The sequence below is a fragment of the Gammaproteobacteria bacterium genome (assembly GCA_036383255.1).
Classification (GTDB): domain Bacteria; phylum Pseudomonadota; class Gammaproteobacteria; order Natronospirales; family REEB76; genus DASUBN01.
This window is the reverse complement of sequence record DASVOS010000004.1, coordinates 161,925-180,269: the sequence shown is the minus strand read 5'-3', so window position 1 is coordinate 180,269 and position 18,345 is coordinate 161,925. Positions and strand designations below refer to the sequence as shown.

At 67.2% G+C, this 18,345-nt stretch carries 19 protein-coding genes; 18 read left to right on the top strand and 1 reads right to left on the bottom strand.

Annotated elements, in window-relative coordinates:
• The first annotated feature begins 35 nt into the window (after positions 1-35).
• The 18 genes from VF651_01890 (at position 36) to VF651_01805 (ending at position 16,928) form a co-directional block, all read left to right on the top strand.
• Positions 36-608 carry a BsuPI-related putative proteinase inhibitor gene (locus tag VF651_01890; GenBank protein ID HEX7964443.1) on the top strand — a complete coding sequence of 191 codons (573 nt, stop codon included), beginning with the start codon at positions 36-38 and terminating at the stop codon, positions 606-608.
• Between the two features lie 2 nt (positions 609-610).
• Complete coding sequence (locus VF651_01885; protein ID HEX7964442.1) at positions 611-1,888, top strand: PQQ-dependent sugar dehydrogenase; 1,278 nt, start codon at positions 611-613, stop codon at positions 1,886-1,888.
• Positions 1,889-2,058: 170 nt separating this feature from the next.
• A complete protein-coding gene (locus VF651_01880; GenBank protein HEX7964441.1) occupies positions 2,059-2,409 on the top strand; it encodes a hypothetical protein in 351 nt (116 codons plus the stop codon).
• Positions 2,409-2,858 carry a hypothetical protein gene (locus VF651_01875; GenBank protein HEX7964440.1) on the top strand — a complete coding sequence of 150 codons (450 nt, stop codon included), beginning with the start codon at positions 2,409-2,411 and terminating at the stop codon, positions 2,856-2,858. Before VF651_01880 ends, VF651_01875 begins: the two co-directional genes overlap by 1 nt.
• Before the next feature lie 192 nt (positions 2,859-3,050).
• Entirely contained in the window at positions 3,051-5,459 is a 2,409-nt protein-coding gene (locus VF651_01870; protein ID HEX7964439.1) for a serine/threonine-protein kinase, read from the top strand.
• A gap of 143 nt (positions 5,460-5,602) precedes the next feature.
• Complete coding sequence (locus tag VF651_01865; GenBank protein ID HEX7964438.1) at positions 5,603-5,890, top strand: hypothetical protein; 288 nt, start codon at positions 5,603-5,605, stop codon at positions 5,888-5,890.
• A 194-nt stretch (positions 5,891-6,084) separates the two neighbouring features.
• Complete coding sequence (locus tag VF651_01860; GenBank protein ID HEX7964437.1) at positions 6,085-6,633, top strand: hypothetical protein; 549 nt, start codon at positions 6,085-6,087, stop codon at positions 6,631-6,633.
• Between the two features lie 72 nt (positions 6,634-6,705).
• Positions 6,706-7,944, top strand: a complete 1,239-nt coding sequence (locus VF651_01855; GenBank protein HEX7964436.1) for an NAD(P)/FAD-dependent oxidoreductase — start codon at positions 6,706-6,708, stop codon at positions 7,942-7,944.
• Entirely contained in the window at positions 7,941-8,990 is a 1,050-nt protein-coding gene (locus VF651_01850; protein ID HEX7964435.1) for an oxidoreductase, read from the top strand. The genes VF651_01855 and VF651_01850 overlap by 4 nt, the downstream gene beginning before the upstream one ends.
• Before the next feature lies 1 nt (position 8,991).
• Positions 8,992-9,609, top strand: a complete 618-nt coding sequence (locus tag VF651_01845; protein HEX7964434.1) for a phosphoadenosine phosphosulfate reductase family protein — start codon at positions 8,992-8,994, stop codon at positions 9,607-9,609.
• Positions 9,610-9,702: 93 nt separating this feature from the next.
• Positions 9,703-10,593, top strand: a complete 891-nt coding sequence (prpB, locus tag VF651_01840; protein ID HEX7964433.1) for a methylisocitrate lyase — start codon at positions 9,703-9,705, stop codon at positions 10,591-10,593.
• A gap of 28 nt (positions 10,594-10,621) precedes the next feature.
• Complete coding sequence (gene prpC / locus VF651_01835) at positions 10,622-11,788, top strand: 2-methylcitrate synthase (GenBank protein ID HEX7964432.1); 1,167 nt, start codon at positions 10,622-10,624, stop codon at positions 11,786-11,788.
• Positions 11,789-11,806: 18 nt separating this feature from the next.
• Positions 11,807-13,255, top strand: coding sequence for a bifunctional 2-methylcitrate dehydratase/aconitate hydratase (locus tag VF651_01830; protein ID HEX7964431.1), 1,449 nt, complete (start codon positions 11,807-11,809; stop codon positions 13,253-13,255).
• A 121-nt stretch (positions 13,256-13,376) separates the two neighbouring features.
• Positions 13,377-13,655, top strand: coding sequence for a hypothetical protein (locus VF651_01825; GenBank protein ID HEX7964430.1), 279 nt, complete (start codon positions 13,377-13,379; stop codon positions 13,653-13,655).
• 95 nt (positions 13,656-13,750) lie between these two features.
• The gene (locus VF651_01820; protein ID HEX7964429.1) at positions 13,751-14,155 is read left to right on the top strand and encodes a DUF1761 domain-containing protein; all 405 of its coding nucleotides are present in this window, start codon (positions 13,751-13,753) and stop codon (positions 14,153-14,155) included.
• Positions 14,155-14,559: a VOC family protein gene (locus VF651_01815; GenBank protein ID HEX7964428.1), complete on the top strand. Its 405-nt coding sequence runs from the start codon at positions 14,155-14,157 to the stop codon at positions 14,557-14,559. The genes VF651_01820 and VF651_01815 overlap by 1 nt, the downstream gene beginning before the upstream one ends.
• Positions 14,560-14,613: 54 nt before the next feature.
• The gene (locus tag VF651_01810) at positions 14,614-15,861 is read left to right on the top strand and encodes a TCR/Tet family MFS transporter (GenBank protein HEX7964427.1); all 1,248 of its coding nucleotides are present in this window, start codon (positions 14,614-14,616) and stop codon (positions 15,859-15,861) included.
• Complete coding sequence (locus VF651_01805) at positions 15,858-16,928, top strand: SRPBCC family protein (GenBank protein HEX7964426.1); 1,071 nt, start codon at positions 15,858-15,860, stop codon at positions 16,926-16,928. Before VF651_01810 ends, VF651_01805 begins: the two co-directional genes overlap by 4 nt.
• A gap of 61 nt (positions 16,929-16,989) precedes the next feature.
• On the opposite strand, the gene VF651_01800 is transcribed toward VF651_01805, so the two are convergent.
• Positions 16,990-18,327 (bottom strand): amino acid permease, encoded by a 1,338-nt coding sequence (locus tag VF651_01800; protein ID HEX7964425.1) that lies wholly within the window; start codon positions 18,325-18,327, stop codon positions 16,990-16,992.
• Positions 18,328-18,345: the final 18 nt, after the last annotated feature.

Here is an 18,345-nt window from a genome sequence, read left to right as displayed (position 1 = left end):
CTTGCACTGGGAACTTCAAATCTTAAGGTTGTGAAATGCCCTTACGTCGCCCGTTCCGTTATCTGATCGGCCTCTGCGCCGTGCTCATGCTGCTCGGCAACAACAACTGCAGCAAGAACAATGACACCGGCACCCCGCAGTTCGTCACCAGCATCGCGGTGCAGGATGCCAACAACCTGCCGGCCAGCGCTTTCGCCCGTGGCGACACCATCAAGTTCGTGCTCACCATCCGCAACCGCAGCAACTCCAGCCAGACGCTGTGGTTCAACAGCAGCCAGGAGTACAACCTGGCGGTGGTGCAGGCCGGCACCAACGACGTGGTCTGGAACTGGGATGCCACCCAGACCTTCGACTCGCAGTTCACCTCGCTCGAGTTCACCGCGGGCGAGACCAAGACCTTCACCGTCACCTGGGACCAGGCCGGCAACGACAGCGCCCAGGTGGACACCGGCAAGTACGAGGTGATCGGCGGCTTCACGGTGTACAACACCACCGGCGCCGGCTCCGCGGCGGACAACGCCGATTCCATGGCCCAGGGGGCGCCCGCCGCCGGCCAGCTGTTCCCCACCGTGTACCGCGCGCTGCTGACGCCCTTCACCATCCAGTAGCCATGCGAGCTTCCCTGCCGCTCTGCCTGCTCGCCCTGGCGCTCGCCGGCTGCCGCACGGGGGAGGCCGGTGCGCCGGGTGCCTGCGGCGCAGACACCGGCGGCGTGAAGCTGGCGGAAGGGTTCTGCGCCACGGTGTTCGCCGACGGCGTAGGCGTGGCGCGCCACATGGTGGTGGACGCGGACGGGACCCTGTACGTGGCGCTGTCGCATCGTTCCCACGGCGGCGGCATCGCGGTGCTGCGTGACACCGATGGCGACGGCCTTGCCGACCAGGTGCAGTACTTCGGCGACACCGGCGGCAGCGGCATCGGCATCCATGACGGCTGGCTCTATCTCGCTGCCGACACCGAGGTGCTGCGCTACGAGCTCAAGCCCGGCGAGGCGGTGCCAGCCGCACTGCCGCAGACGGTGGTGGACGGCTTCCCGCAGCAGGACGAGCACGCCGCCAAGACCATCACCTTCGATGACTCCGGCCACCTCTACGTGAACGTGGGCGCGCCCTCCAACGCCTGCCAGCAGGACGACCGCGCCGCCGGCTCGCCCGGCATCGCGCCCTGTCCTCTGCTTGAGGAACACGGCGGCATCTGGCGCTTCGACGCCGACACGCCGCACCAGCGCTTCCCGCAGGACGGCACGCGCTACGCCACCGGCATCCGCAACGCGGTGGCACTGACCTGGGGCGGCGCACGCGACGGGCTATACGTGCTGCAGATGGGCCGCGACCAGCTCTCCGACAACTGGCCCTCGCTGTATACCGATACCGAAAGCGCCGAGCTGCCGGCGGAAGAGTTCTTCCAGGTGCACAGCGGCGACGATTTCGGCTGGCCCTATTGCTACTACGACTCGCACCGCAGCCAGAAGCTGCGCGCGCCGGAGTACGGCGGCGACGGCAAGCAGCAGGGCGATTGCGGCAAGTACGGCCAGCCGATCGCCGTGTTCCCGGGCCACTGGGCGCCAGAGGCGGTGCTGTTCTACAGCGGCCGCCAGTTTCCGGCCCGCTATCAGGGCGGCGCGTTCATCACCTTCCACGGTTCCTGGAACCGCGCGCCGCTGGCCCAGGCAGGCTTCAAGGTGGTGTTCCTGCCTTTCGAGGGTGGCCGCCCCTCGGCGCCCTACGAAGTGTTCGCCGACGGCTTCGCCGGTAGCGCCGCGCCCGCCTCGCCGGGGGATGCGAAGTACCGGCCCATGGGCCTGGCCCAGGGGCCGGACGGCTCTCTATATATAGGCGATACGCAAACAGGCCGGATCTGGCGCGTCACCTACTCGCCGCAGCACTAAAACGGGCCTTTACCCTCTGGCGTTGTTGCGCTTCGGACTCGCAGTCGGTCATGCACATAAGAGTGCACTCCCTCCTGCTCGCCTCGCGCGCCTAGCCAGAGGTCAAAATTCCTCGTTTTAGTGCCGTAGTCCTTTCATGTCATGTTCTATCCGGTTGGTATCATGGGCGGATGCTCACGCTGCTGCTCTTCTTCTTCCTGGTGGTGATGCTCGCCGGCGCCGGTCTCGCGGTGCTGGAGCGGCGCGGCCGCATGCCGCCGCTCAAGATCAGCGGCGCCCACGGCGTGCTGGGCACCGCCGCCCTCGTGTTCCTGGTGATGCAGGCGGTGGATCACCCGGACAATCGCCTGGTGAACTCCGCCATCCTGGTCTTCGTGCTCGCGGCCCTGGGCGGGCTGCTCCTGTTCGCGTTCCGCGTCTCGCGCCAGCGGCTGCCGCTCGGCGTGGTACTGCTGCACGGTGCGTTCGCGCTCACGGGCTTCGCGCTGCTCCTGGGCGGCTGGCTCCGGGGAGGGGCCTGATGCAGCCGGAAGAGCAGCGGGGACCACTCTCGGACACGCGCCTGTTCATCCTCGCAGCGCTCATCGGCGCTGGCGGCATGTCGCTGGTGGTGGCGCAGGTACTGTGGTTCGTGCCCCGGGCGGCGGATCTCAAGTTCCTGCTCGCGGTGTTCCTGGCGGTGCCTTTCATCACCCTCCTGATCCTGCCGGTGATGCCACGGCAGCGGCACATCGACCTCAAGATCCGCTATGGGTGGCGCTCGCCGGTGGCCTGGATCGAGCTCGGCCTGCCCGGCGCGCTCGCGTTCATCAGCCTGGCAGCCATCGGTTTCAGCGGCGACTTCGGCCACAACTGGGGCCTGCCCATGTTCCTGGCGCTGGTCACGGGGCGGAACCTCAGTCTCCTGGCCCGTTGCCTGCTGATGGAGCGCGAGGCCAGGTCCACTTCTGGACGGCAGCGCCGGGGCTGAAGACCCCCCCGGAGAACCCGTGATCACGGCGGGACTTCTATGCGGCAGGCGCGGCCCCGGCCGCGCCAGGTAACCCCCGTAGTGTCGGATTTGGGAATTTAAGCTACCCTGTGGGTCAAATCCGGTTATGGAAAACCCCCGTCTCGAGGGGTGGACCGGAACAACGGGGACGCTCCAAGGCGCTATCTGCTCATGCCCGCATTCCTCAAGAACAAGCTCGCCTGGGGCCTGGCCTTCGTCGCCGCGCTGACCGTGTATGCCTTGCTGCAGGGGGCGTTGGGCGTGGAATGGGCGGGCTACGGCTTCGGCGAGGCGCTCTCGGCCCAGCGCGCGGCCAACCCGCAGGTGGCGGTGGTGGCGATCGATGCCGCCGCACTCAAGCAGTACGGCCCCTTGCCCTGGCCGCGCAGCCGGTTCGCGAAGCTGGTGGACGTGCTCACCGATGACAAGGTCGCAGTGGTGGCGCTCACAGAGGACTTGTCCTCACCACAGAATGCGGCGGCCCTGGCTTACATCACCGAGCTGCAATCCCTCGCCTCGCCGGATGCCATGGTCAACGCCAAGCTCGGCGAAGCACAGGCCGCCCTCGACACCGACGCGGCACTGGCCGCCAGCATCGTGCGCTCCGGGCGCGTGCTGGTCGCGGCCCGTGGCACGCGCTTGAGCGCCGCGCCCAGCGCAGCGAACGGCGGCAGCCCCACCTTCGCGCTGCCGTTGGAAGCACCTGCGGCCCCGGCGGTGTCGTTGGATGCCCCGCTGCCCAAGTTCGTGAATGCAGCCCGCGGCGTGGGTTTCCTGGATGAGGTGCCGGCGGACACGCCCCAGGCGCCGCTGCTGGTGCAGTCCGACGGCCACGCCTTCGCCACGCTCGCGCTGCTCACGGCGGCGCGTCAGCAGGATATCGAGATCAACCGCATGGGCGTGCAGACCCTGGGCGGCATCACGCTCGGTGACCTCGCGATCCGCACCGATCGCCACAGCCAAGTGCTGCTGCGGGGCGACGCCGAGGGCCTCCCGCGCTATGGGTTCGCGGACGTGCTCAGCGGCGCGGTACCTGCGGAGAAGCTCGCCGGCAAGGCGGTGCTGGTGGGACGCGTGGACGCGGAGGGCAGGGCGCCGGTACTGCGCACCGCGGCGCTGGTCTCGGGCCTCCTCAATGGCGACCTCGTATCCACACCGTTCTGGGCCTGGGGTCTGCGTGCGCTGCTCACGCTGGCCGCGGGCCTGTACCTCCTGCTGCTGTTGCCGCACCTCAGCCGCACCATCGGTCTCGTGGTCACCGCGTTCCTGGCGGTGGCACTCCTCAACGGCGAGTTCGTGCCGCTCCTCGCCAAGTCGTTGTGGCTGCCGCTGATGTTGCCCACGCTGTTCCTGCTGTTCGGGCACTTCGCGCTGGGCGTAATGCATTTCGTGCGCGACCGCAGCGGGGTCTCGCGCGGCGCCATGTCCGAGCTCAACCGCGAGTATGCGCTGGCGCTGCAGGCGCTCAACCGCTTCGACCTGGCGTTCCAGCGTTTCAGGCTGTGCCTGCCCTCGCGCCTCCTGTGCGACAACCTGATGGCGCTCGGCCAGGAGCATGAGCGCGGCCGCCGCTACTCCCAGGCGCTGGAGGTCTATGCCCACGTGCAGCGCATCGCGCCGGCCTATGAGGGCCTGGGCGAACGGCTGGAGCGGCTGCGCCAGCTGGAGAGCACACCGGCGCTCACCCGCACCGGCAGCGCCGCCACGCTCTCCCGCGCGATCGCCAGCGGCGGCGTGCAGAAGCCGATGCTGGGCCGCTATGAATTGGTGCAAGAGCTCGGCCGCGGCGCCATGGGCGTGGTGTACCTCGGCAAGGATGCCAAGATCGGCCGCCAGGTGGCGATCAAGACCATGGCGTTGGCCGACGAGTTCGACGGCGAAGCGCTCAAGGACGTGCACGAGCGCTTCTTCCGCGAGGCGGAGACCGCCGGCCGGCTCAACCACAGCAACATCGTCACCATCTACGACGTGGGTGAGGACCAGGGCTTGGCCTACATCGCCATGGACTACCTGCAGGGCGATTCGCTGCAGAAGTTCACCGACTCCAAGAACCTGCTGCCCATGGGCGAGTCGCTTGCGGTGGCCATCAAGGTGGCGGAGGGGCTGGACTACGCCCATAAGCACCACGTGGTGCACCGCGACATCAAGCCCGCCAACATCATGTACGACCGGGCCAGCGGGCGCGTGAAGATCACCGACTTCGGCATCGCCGCGCTCACCGACATGAGCAAGACCAAGACCGGCACCATCCTCGGCAGCCCCCTGTACATGTCTCCGGAGCAGGTGCAGGGCAACAAGCTGGACGGCCGCAGCGACCTGTACTCCCTCGGCGTCACCATCTACCAGCTCCTGCGCGGCGAGCTGCCGTTCGAGGCGCCTTCGCTCACCGGCCTCATGTTCAAGATCGCGAACGATCCGCATCCGGACGTGACCTTCCTGCGCCCCGACATCCCGGCCACGGTGAAGGTGGTGATGGACAAGGCCCTGCAGAAGGATCCGGACGCGCGTTTCCAGACCGGCATGGAGTTCGCCAACGCCTTGCGCCTCGCGCTCGGCGTGCGCAAGCGCACCCCCGCCTGACATAACGCCCGCGCCTGCGGGATGCTTCACGTTTCGGCGATCCTGCCTGCCGCTTATGTCCCCTGAGTTATCGCTCTGCGCCCCGGGCGCGCTAGCGTGGTTCCAGGCTCGGGGACCGTCCCCGTGATGCAAGGCAGACGCAAATGAAGGCCACGGCGATCGTCTCACTGCTCCTCGTCGCAGCATCGCTATCGGCCTGCTCCAGCGCGCCGCCGCCCGGCTACGTCTGCCCGGGCACGGTGGCGGGCTTCCAGCCCAACGACGCCACCTCGGCGGAAGTGGAGCATTGCCTGGGGACACCGGACCGCAAGACCCAGGAACAGGATGGACGCTATAGCTATTGGTATCAGCTCAAGGATGACGTGAGCGCCACGTTCCTGTTCAGTTCCGGCGGCCGCCTGATCAGCGTCACGAGTCCGGCTCCTCCGTGAGCCTCGTCCCGCGCATGCCTTGTATCCCACGGGGCATGCGCGGGGCGCTCTTCGAAGCCAGCCATCGTTAACTGCTTCACAGTTCCGCCATCGTTGCGGCGCTTATGTCATGAACTGCTCGGTGCCGCGTGGCGTAACCGCTAGAGTGCGCTCGCACGCGGCCAGAGGGATGCCGCATACCCAAGGAGAGAACCATGCTGAAGCGCATCCTGCTGAGCCTGTCCCTGGTGGCCGCTGCGCCGTTCGCGCAGGCCGCCGGTTTCGACTACAACTACGTGGAAGGCGCCTACACCAACTTCAACCCAGACCACGGCGGCAACAGCCTGGACGGTCCGAGCGTGGACGCCTCGCTGGCGCTCACGGAAGACGTGCACGCGTTCGCCGGCTACAGCCACGTGTCCTGCTGCAGCGTGAGCCAGAACACGTTCGACGTCGGGGCCGGCTGGAACACGCACCTCGCCGACCAGGTGGACCTGTTCATCGACGGCGAGTTCCTGAGCGTGAACGCCACCGGCAACGGCACCGACAGCGGCTGGGGTGCCACCGGCGGCCTGCGCGCCTGGCTCGCGCCCATGTTCGAACTGGACGGCTTCGTCAGCCACACGGACGTGAGCAGCGACACCCAGAACACCCTCGGCGTTCGCGGGCTGTTCACCCTCAACCATGACTGGCGGCTGTTCGCGAGCGTGGCCAACAACTCCGACGGCAACACCTTCATGATCGGCGCCCGCTACGTGTTTTGACCGGGCGTACGCCGGTGAACCTAGGCCCCGCCACGAGGCGGGGCCTTTCTTTTGGCATGAGACAATAGCGACATGAAGCAGGTAGTCATCGTCGGCGGTGGTTTCGCGGGCCTGCAGGCAGCCAAGCGCCTGGGCAGCCGGCCCGGCGTCGAGGTGACGCTGGTGGACCGGCACAACCACCACGTGTTCCAGCCGCTGCTCTACCAGGTGGCCATGGCCCAGCTTAGCCCGGCGGACATCGCGGTGCCGCTGCGCGCGGTGCTCTCGCGCCACGCCAACGTGCGGGTGTACCAGGGCGAGGTGAGGGGCGCGGACATCGCCGCGCGCCGCGTCATCACTTCTTTCGGCGAACTCGCTTACGACTACTTGTTGCTGGCGAGCGGCGCGAGCCACGCCTACTTCGGTCACGATGAGTGGGAGCCGCTGGCGCCGGGACTCAAGACCCTGGAGCATGCCCGCGAGATCCGCCGCCGCGTGCTCAATGCCTACGAGGCGGCGGAGTGCTCCACCGACCCCAAGCTGCAGAAGCGCTTGCTGAGCTTCGTGATCGTGGGCGGTGGACCCACCGGCGTCGAATTGGCTGGCGCCATCGCCGAGATGGGACGTTTCACCCTGGCCAAGGACTTCCGCAACATCCACACCGAGCTCACCCGCGTGGTGCTGGTGGAGGCGGGGCCGCGCCTCCTGTCCGCGCTGCCGCCCAAGCTCTCGGATTACGCGGCGCGGGCGCTCACGGAGCTGGGCGTGGAAGTGCTGACCGGCACCGCCGTCACCGGCATCGATGCGAGCGGAGTGGAGCTCGCCGGCCGGCGCATCGAGGCGGGCACGGTGCTTTGGGCCGCCGGTGTCACCGCCTCGCCTTTGGGCAAGACTCTGGGCGTCGAGGCGGACCGCCAGGGCAGGGTGCGGGTGCAGCCGGACTTGAGTGTGCCGGGCCATCCGGAACTCTTCGTGGCGGGCGACCTCGCGCACCTGGAGCAGTCTCCCGGTGTGCTCTATCCCGGCATCGCTGCGGTGGCCTATCAGCAGGGGCTGGCCGTGGCGCGCGCCATCCTCGCGGATCTCAAGGGCCGGCCGCGCAAGCCGTTCCGTTATATAGATAAGGGCCAGATGGCCACCATCGGCCACAACCGGGCCGTGGCGGCGCTGCACGCGCTCAAGGTGCGCGGCTACCTGGCTTGGCTCATGTGGGTGTTCGTGCATATCTACTACCTCGTCGACTACCGCAACCGCATGGTGGTGATGCTGCAGTGGGCCTGGACCTACTTCACCAACCGGCGCGGTGCCCGCCTCATCATGGATCAAGGTTGAACCGCGCTAGAATGGCGCGCACCGCCCGCAGGGACACCGCCATGGACAAGACCTTCACCGCGTTCCGCATCCACGAGGCCGGGAAGGGAGTCGAGGCGCGCTACGAGCAGTTGACGCTCGCGGACCTCGGTCCCGGAGAAGTGGTGGTGCGGGTGCAGTACTCCAGCGTCAACTACAAGGACGCCCTCGCCGCCACCGGCAAGGGCAAGATCCTGCGCCGCTTCCCGCTGGTGGGTGGCATCGACCTCGCCGGCACGGTGGTGAGTTCCAGCGACAAGCGCTACAAGAAGGGCCAGAAGGTGCTGGTCACCGGCTGCGGCCTGGGCGAGGAGCACGACGGCGGCTATGCCGAGTATGCGCGGGTGCGGGGTGAGTGGGTGATCCCCATGCCCCGCGGCTTCACTCCGGAGACCGCCATGATGGTGGGCACCGCCGGGTTCACCGCGGCCCTCGCGATCCACAAGATGGAGCACAACGGCCTAAGCCCCAAGGGCAAGCCGGTGGTGGTCACCGGCGCCACCGGCGGCGTGGGAAGCATCGCGGTCAACATGCTGGCCAGGCGCGGCTATGAGGTGGTGGCGGTCACCGGCAAGAAGGACTCCCAGGAGTACCTCAAGCAGCTCGGCGCCAGCCACATCCTGCTGCGCGGCGAGATCGACTACGGTTCGCGGCCGCTGGAACGCATCCAGTGGCAGGGCGCCATCGACAACGTGGGTGGCGACATGCTCACCTGGCTCACCCGCACCACCGACTGGTGGGGCAACATCGCCTCCATCGGCCTCGCGGGCGGGCACGAACTGCATACCACCGTGATGCCCTTCATCCTGCGGGGCGTGAACCTCCTGGGCATCAACTCCATGGCGACGCCCCGCAAGCTGCGCCTGAAAGTGTGGCAGCGCATCGCCACCGACTTGAAGCCCACCAAACTCAAGGCCATCGGCCATGAGACCGTGCCCTTCGACCAGTTGCCGCAGGTCTTCCCCCGCGTGCTGGACGGCCGCCACCAGGGCCGCATCGTGGTGGACATCGGCGGTAGCCGTGACTGAGATGACAGATCGGCCGCCGGACGCTGTACGGCTCGACAGTGAATTGGAGATGCTGGATGCGGCGGCGCGCATCCGCCGCATGGTGGAGCGCTACGGGCGCGACGTGATCCTCACCACCAGTTTCGGCCCCACCGCCGGCGTCATGCTCAAGCTCGTGACGGATGCCATGCCGGACATGCGCGTGGTGACCATCGTCCACGGCCATGAGACCGGGCGCACCCGCGAGCTCATGGAGATCTACACTCGGATGTTCAAGCTGAATCTTAAGGTCTACCGTGCCCCGCAACTGCCGGTACCCGAGGTCGAGAGCCCCGCGTTCGCCCACTTCACCCGGGTCGTGAAGTTCGATCCCCTGCAGCAGGCGCTCAAGGCCGAAGCGCCGAAGGTCTGGCTGTCCGGGGTCATGCGCGAGGAGAGTGCCGAGCGCCGGTTCTTCCCCTACGCGCGCATGCGAGGCGGCATGCTCGCGGTCTATCCCATGCTTGACTGGACCCAGATGCAGGCCATCGACTATTGCCTCGCCCACAAGCTGCCCATGAACGAGGATTACTACGATCCCAGCAAGGGGCCGAAGCAGGACCAGGAGTGCGGCATCCATACCCGGGCCATGGATGGCTGAGCCGACTTGCCAGATGGGGCGTGGGGAATGCAAAACCGGTAAAATAGGCGGCTCTTAAGCCCGGCTCCGGCCGGCATCCCTAGAGGTCCCGCCATGGCTCATGCTTCCGCCGGCGCGCGGTTCTGGTCCGCGCTCGAAGCCGAACGTCCCCTGCAGGTGGCGGGCGCCGTCAACGCCTACGCGGCGCTCCTGGCGGAGCGGGCCGGCTTCAAGGCCCTCTATCTCTCCGGCGCCGGGGTGGCGAACGCCTCCTTCGGCCTGCCGGATCTCGGCATGACCTCCCTCAACGATGTCTGCGAGGACATCCGCCGCATCAGCGGCGCCACCGAACTGCCGTTGCTGGTGGATGCGGACACCGGCTGGGGCTCGGCCTTCAACATCTCCCGCACCGCTGCCGAGATGATCCGTGCCGGCGCCGCCGGCATGCACATCGAGGACCAGGTGGCCGCCAAGCGCTGCGGCCACCGGCCCGGCAAGGAGCTGGTGGACGCCGCCGAGATGTGCGACCGCATCAAGTCGGCGGTGGACGGGCGCAGTGATCCCAAGTTCGTGATCATGGCCCGCACCGACGCCCACGCCAGCGAGGGCCAGCAGGCCGCACTGGACCGTGCGGCGAAGTATGTGGAGGCAGGCGCCGACATGATCTTCGCCGAAGCGCTCACGACCCTGGACGAGTACAAGCAGTTCACGAAAGCCGTGAAGGTGCCGGTGCTGGCGAACATCACCGAGTTCGGCAAGACGCCCATGTTCACCACCAAGGAGCTGGGCGACGCCGGCGTGCGCCTGGTGCTCTATCCGCTCTCCGCGTTCCGCGCCATGAGCAAGGCGGCGGAGCGGGTGTACGCGGAGCTGCGGGCCCGCGGCACCCAGAAGGGCGTGCTGGACAGCATGCAGACCCGCGCCGAGCTCTACGACGTGCTCGGCTACATGGACTACGAGAAGAAGCTCGACGAGTTATTCAAACAGGACGGCAAGAAAAGTTAAGTAGTTCGGTCTCATCAGGAGCAGGAACATGGCTGATACCAACACTCCGGCCCCGGCCGCCGCCCCCAAGGCCAAGAAGTCCGTCGCCCTCTCGGGCGTGGTGGCCGGCAACACCGCGCTCTGCACCGTGGGCCGCAGCGGCAACGACCTGCACTACCGCGGCTATGACATCCTCGACATCGCCGAGAAGTGCGACTTCGAGGAGGTGGCCTACCTCCTCGTCCACGGCAAGCTGCCGAACCGCGCCGAGCTCAAGGGCTACAAGGCCAAGCTCAAGCGCCTGCGCGGCCTGCCTCAGGTGGTGCGCGCCGCCCTGGAGGCGCTGCCCGCCGCGAGCTATCCCATGGACGTGATGCGCACCGGCGTCTCGGCGCTGGGCTGCGCGCTGCCGGAGAAGGACGACCACAACGCCGCCGGCGCCCGCGACATCGCGGACCGGCTGGTGGCTTCCCTGGGCTCCATGCTCTGCTACTGGTACCACTTCAGCCACGACGGCCGTCGCATCGAGGTGGAGACGGACGACGACTCCGTGGGCGGCCACTTCCTGCACCTGCTGCACGGCAGCGAGCCCTCGGACGCCTGGGTGCGCGCCATGCACACCTCGCTGATCCTCTACGCCGAGCACGAGTTCAACGCCTCCACCTTCACCGCCCGCGTCATCGCCGGCACGGGCTCCGACATGTACTCCTGCATCGCCGGCGGCATCGGCGCCCTGCGCGGCCCCAAGCACGGCGGCGCCAACGAGGTGGCGTTCGAGATCCAGAGCCGCTACGGCAACCCGGACGAGGCGGAGGCGGACATCCGCCGCCGCGTGGAGGCCAAGGAAGTCATCATCGGCTTCGGCCACCCGGTGTACACCGTGAGCGACCCGCGCAACGTGGTGATCAAGAAGGTCGCCTGCGAGCTGTCCAAGGGCGCCGGGGACATGAAGCTCTACAACATCGCCGAGCGCCTCGAGGCGGTGATGAAGAAGACCAAGAACATGTTCCCGAACCTGGACTGGTTCTCGGCCGTGTCCTACCACATGATGGGCGTGCCCACCGCCATGTTCACGCCGCTGTTCGTGATCGCCCGCACCACCGGCTGGAGCGCCCACGTCATCGAGCAGCGCGCCGACGGCAAGATCATCCGCCCGAGCGCCAACTACGTTGGCCCCGAAGACCAGAAGTTCATTTCAATCGAAAAGCGCAAGTAAGAGAGAAAGGAAACATAGATGAGTGGCCATGACATCCGTTCCGCCAAGCGTCCCGCCCCCGACCAGGTCCTGAAGGACATCGCCGACTACGTCTGCGACTACAAGGTGAAGAGCGCCGAGGCCTACAAGACCGCGCGCTACATCCTCATGGACACCCTGGGCTGCGGCATGCTCGCCCTCGACTACCCGGCCTGCACCAAGCTGCTGGGGCCGGTGGTGCCGGGCGCCACCCTGCAGGGCGGCGCGCGGGTGCCGGGCACGAGCTTCGAGCTGGATCCGGTGCAGGCCGCGTTCAACATCGGCGCCATGGTGCGCTGGCTGGACTTCAACGACACCTGGCTCGCGGCGGAGTGGGGCCACCCCTCCGACAACCTGGGCGGCATCCTGGCGGTGGCGGACTACGTGTCGCGCCGCAACATCGCCGAGGGCAAGAAGCCGCTCACCATCAAGGACGTGCTCACGGCCATGATCAAGGCCCACGAGATCCAGGGCGTGCTGGCGCTCGAGAACAGCTACAACCGGGTGGGCCTGGACCACGTCCTGCTGGTGCGCGTCGCCTCCACCGCCGTGGTGACCCACATGCTGGGTGGCAGCCGCGAGGACGTGATCAACGCCGTCTCCAACGCCTGGATCGACGGCGGCGCGCTGCGCACCTATCGCCACGCCCCCAATACCGGCTCCCGCAAGAGCTGGGCGGCGGGTGACGCCACCAGCCGCGCCGTGCGCCACGGCCTCATGGCCCTCAAGGGCGAGATGGGCTACCCCTCCGCACTCACGGCCAAGACCTGGGGCTTCTACGACGTGCTGTTCAAGGGCCAGCCCTTCAAGTTCCAGCGCAAGTACGGCAGCTACGTCATGGAGAACGTGCTCATCAAGATCTCGTTCCCGGCGGAGTTCCATGCCCAGACCGCAGTCGAGGCCGCCATGGCCCTGCACGTCAAGGTGAAGGACAAGCTCGGCGAGATCGAGAAGATCGTGATCGAGACCCAGGAGCCTGGCGTACGCATCATCGACAAGACCGGGGAACTCGCGAACCCCGCGGACCGGGACCACTGCATCCAGTACATGGTCGCCATCCCGCTGATCCACGGCCGCCTCACCGCGGGGGACTACGAGGACGCCGTCGCCCAGGACCCGCGCGTGGACAAGCTGCGCTCCAAGATGGAAGTGCGCGAGAACGGCAAGTACACCAAGGACTACTACGATCCGGCGAAGCGCTACATCGGCAACGCCATCCAGGTGTTCTTCAAGGGCGGCGCCAAGACCGAGCGGGTGGAGGTGGAGTTCCCCATCGGCCACCGCAAGCGCCGCGCCGAGGGCATCCCGGTGCTGGTGAACAAGTTCGAGAAGGCCATCGCCGGCCGGCTCTCGGCCCGCCAGTGCGCGTCCATCAACGCGCTCTGCGGCGACCAGAAGAAGCTCGAGGCGGCTTCGGTCACCGACTTCATGGGTATGTGGACGGTGTGACCTGGACCGCGCAATGACGTGAAGGAAAGCCCGGCTCCGCCGGGCTTTCCGTTCGTGGGCCCTGCTTCCTCAGCGGAAAGCTATACTCCTGCGGGTTAATACCTTGATGAAGGGGAACCTCATGTCCAAGAGCTTCATAGGGTTGCTGGCGGCTTCGCTGGTAGTCGGGGTACTGGTGGCGCTGCTGTCTGGCGTGGCGCCTACCAGCGCCGCGGGCATCGGCTACGTGCTGGGCGCCGCGCTGATGCCGGTCCTTATCGCGTTCGTGCTGGTGGGCATCCCCGCGGGGATCTACTGGCTGGTGAAGCGCAAGCCCATGCCCGGTCTCACCCTGGCGATCTGGGCGGTATGGGGGCTGGTGAACCTGATGTCCATCCTCGGACATTTCATGGGCCGCTGAGGGCGCCCCGTACCTGTCCATGAGCCCGGCCCCGCCGGGCTTCGTTCTTTTCAGGCCCGGCTATACTCGATCCGGGGCAACATTGGGGATAGATCATGCACGCATACGGACTGAACATCCTGGCCATCGTCGTGGCCGCGGCCGCCACGTTCCTCCTGGGAGGGCCGTGGTACTCCGCCAAGCTCTTCGGCACCGCCTGGAACCGCGAGATGAACCGGGGCGAAAAGACGGGCGAGGGGCATCATCCGGCGCGGGTGTTCGCCGTGAGCTTCCTGTTCGCGCTCATCGCCGCGTTTGCCTTCGCCTGGATGCTGGGGCCGGAACCCGAACTCGGCCGCGCACTGACGATGGGCGCGGTGGCAGGCTTCTGCTTCGTGGCGGCGAGCTTCGGCATCAACTACCAGTTCGCCGGCCGCTCGACCCTGGCCTGGGCCATCGACGGCGGCTATCACACGGTGCAGTTCCTCATCTTCGGCCTGGTGCTCGGCCTCTGGCACTGATGGAGCTGCTAGCGAACATCGACGTGGACGACTTGGAGAAGGGCGTCGCCTTCTACACGGAGGCTTTCAGCCTCAAGGTCGGGCGCCGCTTCGGCAGGGAAGGGGTAGAGCTACTGGGCATGAGTTCGCCCCTCTACCTCCTGGTGAAGGCGGCGGGCACGCCGGCGGCGTCGGGCCTCACCCAGGCCCGGGACTACCGGCGCCATTGGACGCCCGTGCACCTGGACTTCGTCGTGCCGGACGTGGAATCCGCCGTGAAGGCGGCCGTGGCGGCGGGCGCGGTGCTTGAAGATCCCATCGAGACCCACAAGTGGGGACGCATCGCGCACCTCGCGGATCCCTTCGGCCACGGCATCTGCCTGCTGCAGTTCCTCGGCCGCGGCTACGACGAGATCGCCGGCTGACGCAAAGCACCCTGCTCGGGGATAATGGGCGATACCCGGAGTGGAGTCCTCCTCTTGAAGAACCGCAGAGCCGCGCTGGCCTTCATCCTCGTCACCGTGGTCATCGACATGCTGGCCTTCGGCATGATCATCCCGGTGCTGCCCATGCTGGTGCAGAGCTTCATGGCTGGCGATCCGGTGAAGGCCGCCGAGATCTACGGGCTGTTCGGCACCGGCTGGGCGCTGATGCAGTTCCTGTTCTCGCCCCTGCAGGGCGTGCTCTCGGACCGTTTCGGCCGCCGCACCGTGATCCTCATCTCCTGCACGGGTCTCGGCCTCGACTTCCTGCTCATGGCCGTGGCGCCCAACCTGTATTGGCTGTTCGCGGGCCGCATCATCTCCGGCATCTGCGCCGCCAGCATCAGCACCGCCGGCGCCTACATCGCCGACGTCACACCCAAGGAGAAGCGCGCCGGCGCCTTCGGCATGATCGGCGCCGCCTTCGGCATCGGCTTCGTGCTCGGTCCTTTCGTCGGCGGCGTGCTGGGACACATCGCGCCGCGCCTGCCGTTCTGGTTCGCGGCGGGTCTGGCGCTCATCAACGCCGGCTACGGCTTCTTCGTGTTGCCGGAGTCGTTGCCGCCGGAGAAGCGCGCCAAGTCCTTCTCCTGGAAGAAGGCCAACCCGGTGGGCGCGCTGGTGCTGCTCCGCTCGCACCCCATCCTCGCGGGTCTCGCCACTTCCCAGTTCCTCATGAACACGGCCCACGCCGTGCTGCCCAGCACCGCGGTGCTGTATATGGCTTACCGCTATCACTGGGACGCGCTCTACGTGGGCTACATGCTCATGGGCGTGGGCATCTGCGCCGTGATCGTGCAGGGCGGCTTGGTGAAGCCCATCGTGCGCAAGCTCGGCGAACGCAAGTCCCTGGTGCTGGGCCTCTTGTTCGGTGCTACTGGCTTCGCCATCTACGGCTTCGCGCCCACCGGCTACTGGTTCTGGCTGGGCGTGCCGGTGATGTCGCTGTGGGGCATCGCCAACCCTTCCGCCCAGGGCATCATGACCCACCTGGTGGAACCCACGGAGCAGGGCCAACTGCAGGGCGCGCTCTCCAGCCTCATGGGCATCGCCAGCTGCATCGGCCCTGGCCTCTTCACCCAGAGCTTCGCCATCGCCATCGGTGCCTATGCCGCCTGGGGCATCCCTGGCGCGCCGTTCCTGCTGGCCGCCTTCATCCTGCTCTGCGCCGCCTTCATCGCCTGGCGCACCACGCGGCCGGGCCACCTGGAGCCCGAGATGACGCAGCCGGCGGTGGGCGGATGAAGCCTGTGAGCTTCGATCCTGCCGACTTCGTGGCACGGCCGCTGGAGGAAGCGTCCACGCTGCCGGGCTACTCTTATGCAGACCCGGCTTTCCACGGTTTCGACCTGGAGCGGGTATTCGCCCGCACCTGGCAGCTCGTCAGCCACGCGGAAAAATTGAAGAATCCTGGTGACCACGTGGTGGCGGAGATCGCCGGCCGGCCCATCATCCTGGTGCGGGGCGACGACCACGTGCTGCGCGGCTTCTTCAACGTCTGCCGGCACCGGGCTGGGCCCCTCGCGCTCGCGGACGGCAACGCGCGCCAGCTCCAGTGCAAGTACCACGGCTGGACCTACACCCTGGCCGGGCAGTTGCGGGCCGCCCACGAGATGCAGCAGGCCAAGGACTTCGACATCAAGTGCATCCACCTGGATGAGATCAAGGTGGCGGAGTGGGAAGGGCTGGTGTTCGCCTGCGTGGGCGAGCCGCCGGTGCCGCTCGCGACGCTGCTGGAAGGTATCACCGCGCGCATCCGGCCCATCGAACTCGGCAAGTTCCGTTATCACTCCCACGTGGTCTACGACGTGGCCTGCAACTGGAAGGCCTACGTGGACAATTACCTGGAAGGCTACCACCTGCCCCATGTGCATCCGGGCCTGAACAAGCTGCTGGATTACCGGGAATACACCACCCACACGGCCCCCTGGTATTCCTACCAGCACAGTCCCCTGGATGGTGACCAAGGCCCTTATACCGCAGGTGATGCCCACTACTACTTCATCTATCCCAACATGATGCTGAACATCCTGCCGGGACGGCTGCAGACGAATCGGGTGGTCCCGGTGGCGGCGGACCGCTGCCAAGTGCTGTTCGATTATTTCTACACCGACATGGAATCAGCGGCAGCCAAGAAGATGATCGCCGAGGACTTGAGTTTCAGCGACGAGGTGCAGAAGGAGGACATCGGCATCTGTGAGCGGGTGCAGAAGGGGCTCGCTTCCGGCAGCTACCAGGCCGGTCGTCTCTCGCCCAAGCGGGAGTCCGGCGTGCACCATTTCCAAGAGTTGATTCGCGCAGCCTATCGCTGAGCCCCGGACGCAAAAAAGAAGGCGCCGGCCGCGAGGCCGGCGCCTTCTTCTTTTCAGCGGGTCAGGCCTTGGCGGTGCGGGTCTGCCACACGTAGATGGGCAGGCCGGCGAGCAGCATGAGCGTGCCGTAGAACAGCGAGTCCTTGCCGGTGCCGTAGCAGGCCCAGATGCCGAACACGAAGGCGCCGGAGGCGATCACCACATCGCGCATGCGCACGTTGGGCGCGCGCTTGTCGCGGCGGCTGAGCACCACGTCCGCCAGGGCGCAGAGCATGTAGGGCACCAGGGTGAAGAAGGTGGTGATGAGGATCAGGATGTTGAACATCTGCACCAGCGCCTGGCCCAGGCCGCCGTTCAGGGTGCTGCCGAAGTAGCTCATGAGCAGCAAGCCGCTGGCGATGACGCTGGAGACGACCAGCGCCGTGACCGGCGTGCCGAACTTCGATTCCTTCGCCAGCGCCTTGGGGAAGAGGCCGTTGTTGGCCACCGCCTGGGGAAGCTGGCCCTGCATCAGTATCCAGCCGTTCAGGGCGCCGAAGCAGGAGATGAGCGCGGCGGCGGCGATGAGCTTGCCGGCCCAGTCGCCCCACAAGAGCTGCGCCGCGTCGGCGAAGGGCGCGTTGGACTTCGCCAGCACGTCGGCGGGGATGATGCCCATCACCACCGAGGTGCAGACGATGTAGAACGCGCCGGCGATCACGGTGCCGAGCAGGGTGGCGCGCGGGATGGTCTTCTCCGGGTCCTTCACGTGGTCCGCCGGCACGGTGGCGCACTCCAGGCCCAGGAACGCCCACATGGCGAGCGCGGCGGTGGAGTTCACCGCCGAGAGCGGGCCCTCGGTGGTGTGGCCGGAGTTGAAGGTGGCGCCGCTGAAGTGGCTGAGGCCGAACACCGCCAGCACCACCAGCGGCGTGAGCTTGAGCACCACGGTGATGAGCTGCAGGCGGCCGGCGGCCTTCACGCCCAGGATGTTGATGCCCGTTAGCAGCCAGCTCGCGGCCAGGGCGGCGAGGGTGCCGTACAGCGGATCCTTCAGCCCAGGCACGAAGATGACGAGGTAGCTCGCGAAGGCCACGGCGATGGCGGCGTTGGTGGCCACGATGCTGAGCCAGTAGATCCAGGCGATCTGGAAGCCGGCGAAATCGCCGAAGGCCTCACGAGGATAAGCGTAAGGTCCGCCGGCCTTGGGCAGACGGCGCGAGAGGTTGGCGAACACCCAGGCGAGCAGCAGCGCGCCGACCGTGCTCACGCTCCAGCCCAAGAGGCTGTAGGCGCCATAGGCGGCCATGGAGGCGGGCAGCAGGAACACGCCCGAGCCGACCATGTTGCCAAGCACGATGGACGTGGTGGTGGCGAGGCCGAGGCTGCGACGGTCCGCCGTGTTCGTTGCCGCTTTCATGTGGTTCCCCTGGAGACG

Excerpts from the sequence above, each read along its gene's own strand:
- VF651_01890 (HEX7964443.1), top strand. The coding sequence starts at position 36 with ATGCCCTTACGTCGCCCGTTCCGTTATCTGATCGGCCTCTGCGCCGTG.
- VF651_01885 (HEX7964442.1), top strand. The coding sequence starts at position 611 with ATGCGAGCTTCCCTGCCGCTCTGCCTGCTCGCCCTGGCGCTCGCCGGC.
- VF651_01880 (HEX7964441.1), top strand. The coding sequence starts at position 2,059 with ATGCTCACGCTGCTGCTCTTCTTCTTCCTGGTGGTGATGCTCGCCGGC.
- VF651_01875 (HEX7964440.1), top strand. The coding sequence starts at position 2,409 with ATGCAGCCGGAAGAGCAGCGGGGACCACTCTCGGACACGCGCCTGTTC.
- VF651_01870 (HEX7964439.1), top strand. The coding sequence starts at position 3,051 with ATGCCCGCATTCCTCAAGAACAAGCTCGCCTGGGGCCTGGCCTTCGTC.
- VF651_01865 (HEX7964438.1), top strand. The coding sequence starts at position 5,603 with ATGAAGGCCACGGCGATCGTCTCACTGCTCCTCGTCGCAGCATCGCTA.
- VF651_01860 (HEX7964437.1), top strand. The coding sequence starts at position 6,085 with ATGCTGAAGCGCATCCTGCTGAGCCTGTCCCTGGTGGCCGCTGCGCCG.
- VF651_01855 (HEX7964436.1), top strand. The coding sequence starts at position 6,706 with ATGAAGCAGGTAGTCATCGTCGGCGGTGGTTTCGCGGGCCTGCAGGCA.
- VF651_01845 (HEX7964434.1), top strand. The coding sequence starts at position 8,992 with ATGACAGATCGGCCGCCGGACGCTGTACGGCTCGACAGTGAATTGGAG.
- prpB (HEX7964433.1), top strand. The coding sequence starts at position 9,703 with ATGGCTCATGCTTCCGCCGGCGCGCGGTTCTGGTCCGCGCTCGAAGCC.
- prpC (HEX7964432.1), top strand. The coding sequence starts at position 10,622 with ATGGCTGATACCAACACTCCGGCCCCGGCCGCCGCCCCCAAGGCCAAG.
- VF651_01830 (HEX7964431.1), top strand. The coding sequence starts at position 11,807 with ATGAGTGGCCATGACATCCGTTCCGCCAAGCGTCCCGCCCCCGACCAG.
- VF651_01825 (HEX7964430.1), top strand. The coding sequence starts at position 13,377 with ATGTCCAAGAGCTTCATAGGGTTGCTGGCGGCTTCGCTGGTAGTCGGG.
- VF651_01820 (HEX7964429.1), top strand. The coding sequence starts at position 13,751 with ATGCACGCATACGGACTGAACATCCTGGCCATCGTCGTGGCCGCGGCC.
- VF651_01815 (HEX7964428.1), top strand. The coding sequence starts at position 14,155 with ATGGAGCTGCTAGCGAACATCGACGTGGACGACTTGGAGAAGGGCGTC.
- VF651_01805 (HEX7964426.1), top strand. The coding sequence starts at position 15,858 with ATGAAGCCTGTGAGCTTCGATCCTGCCGACTTCGTGGCACGGCCGCTG.
- VF651_01800 (HEX7964425.1), bottom strand. The coding sequence starts at position 18,327 with ATGAAAGCGGCAACGAACACGGCGGACCGTCGCAGCCTCGGCCTCGCC.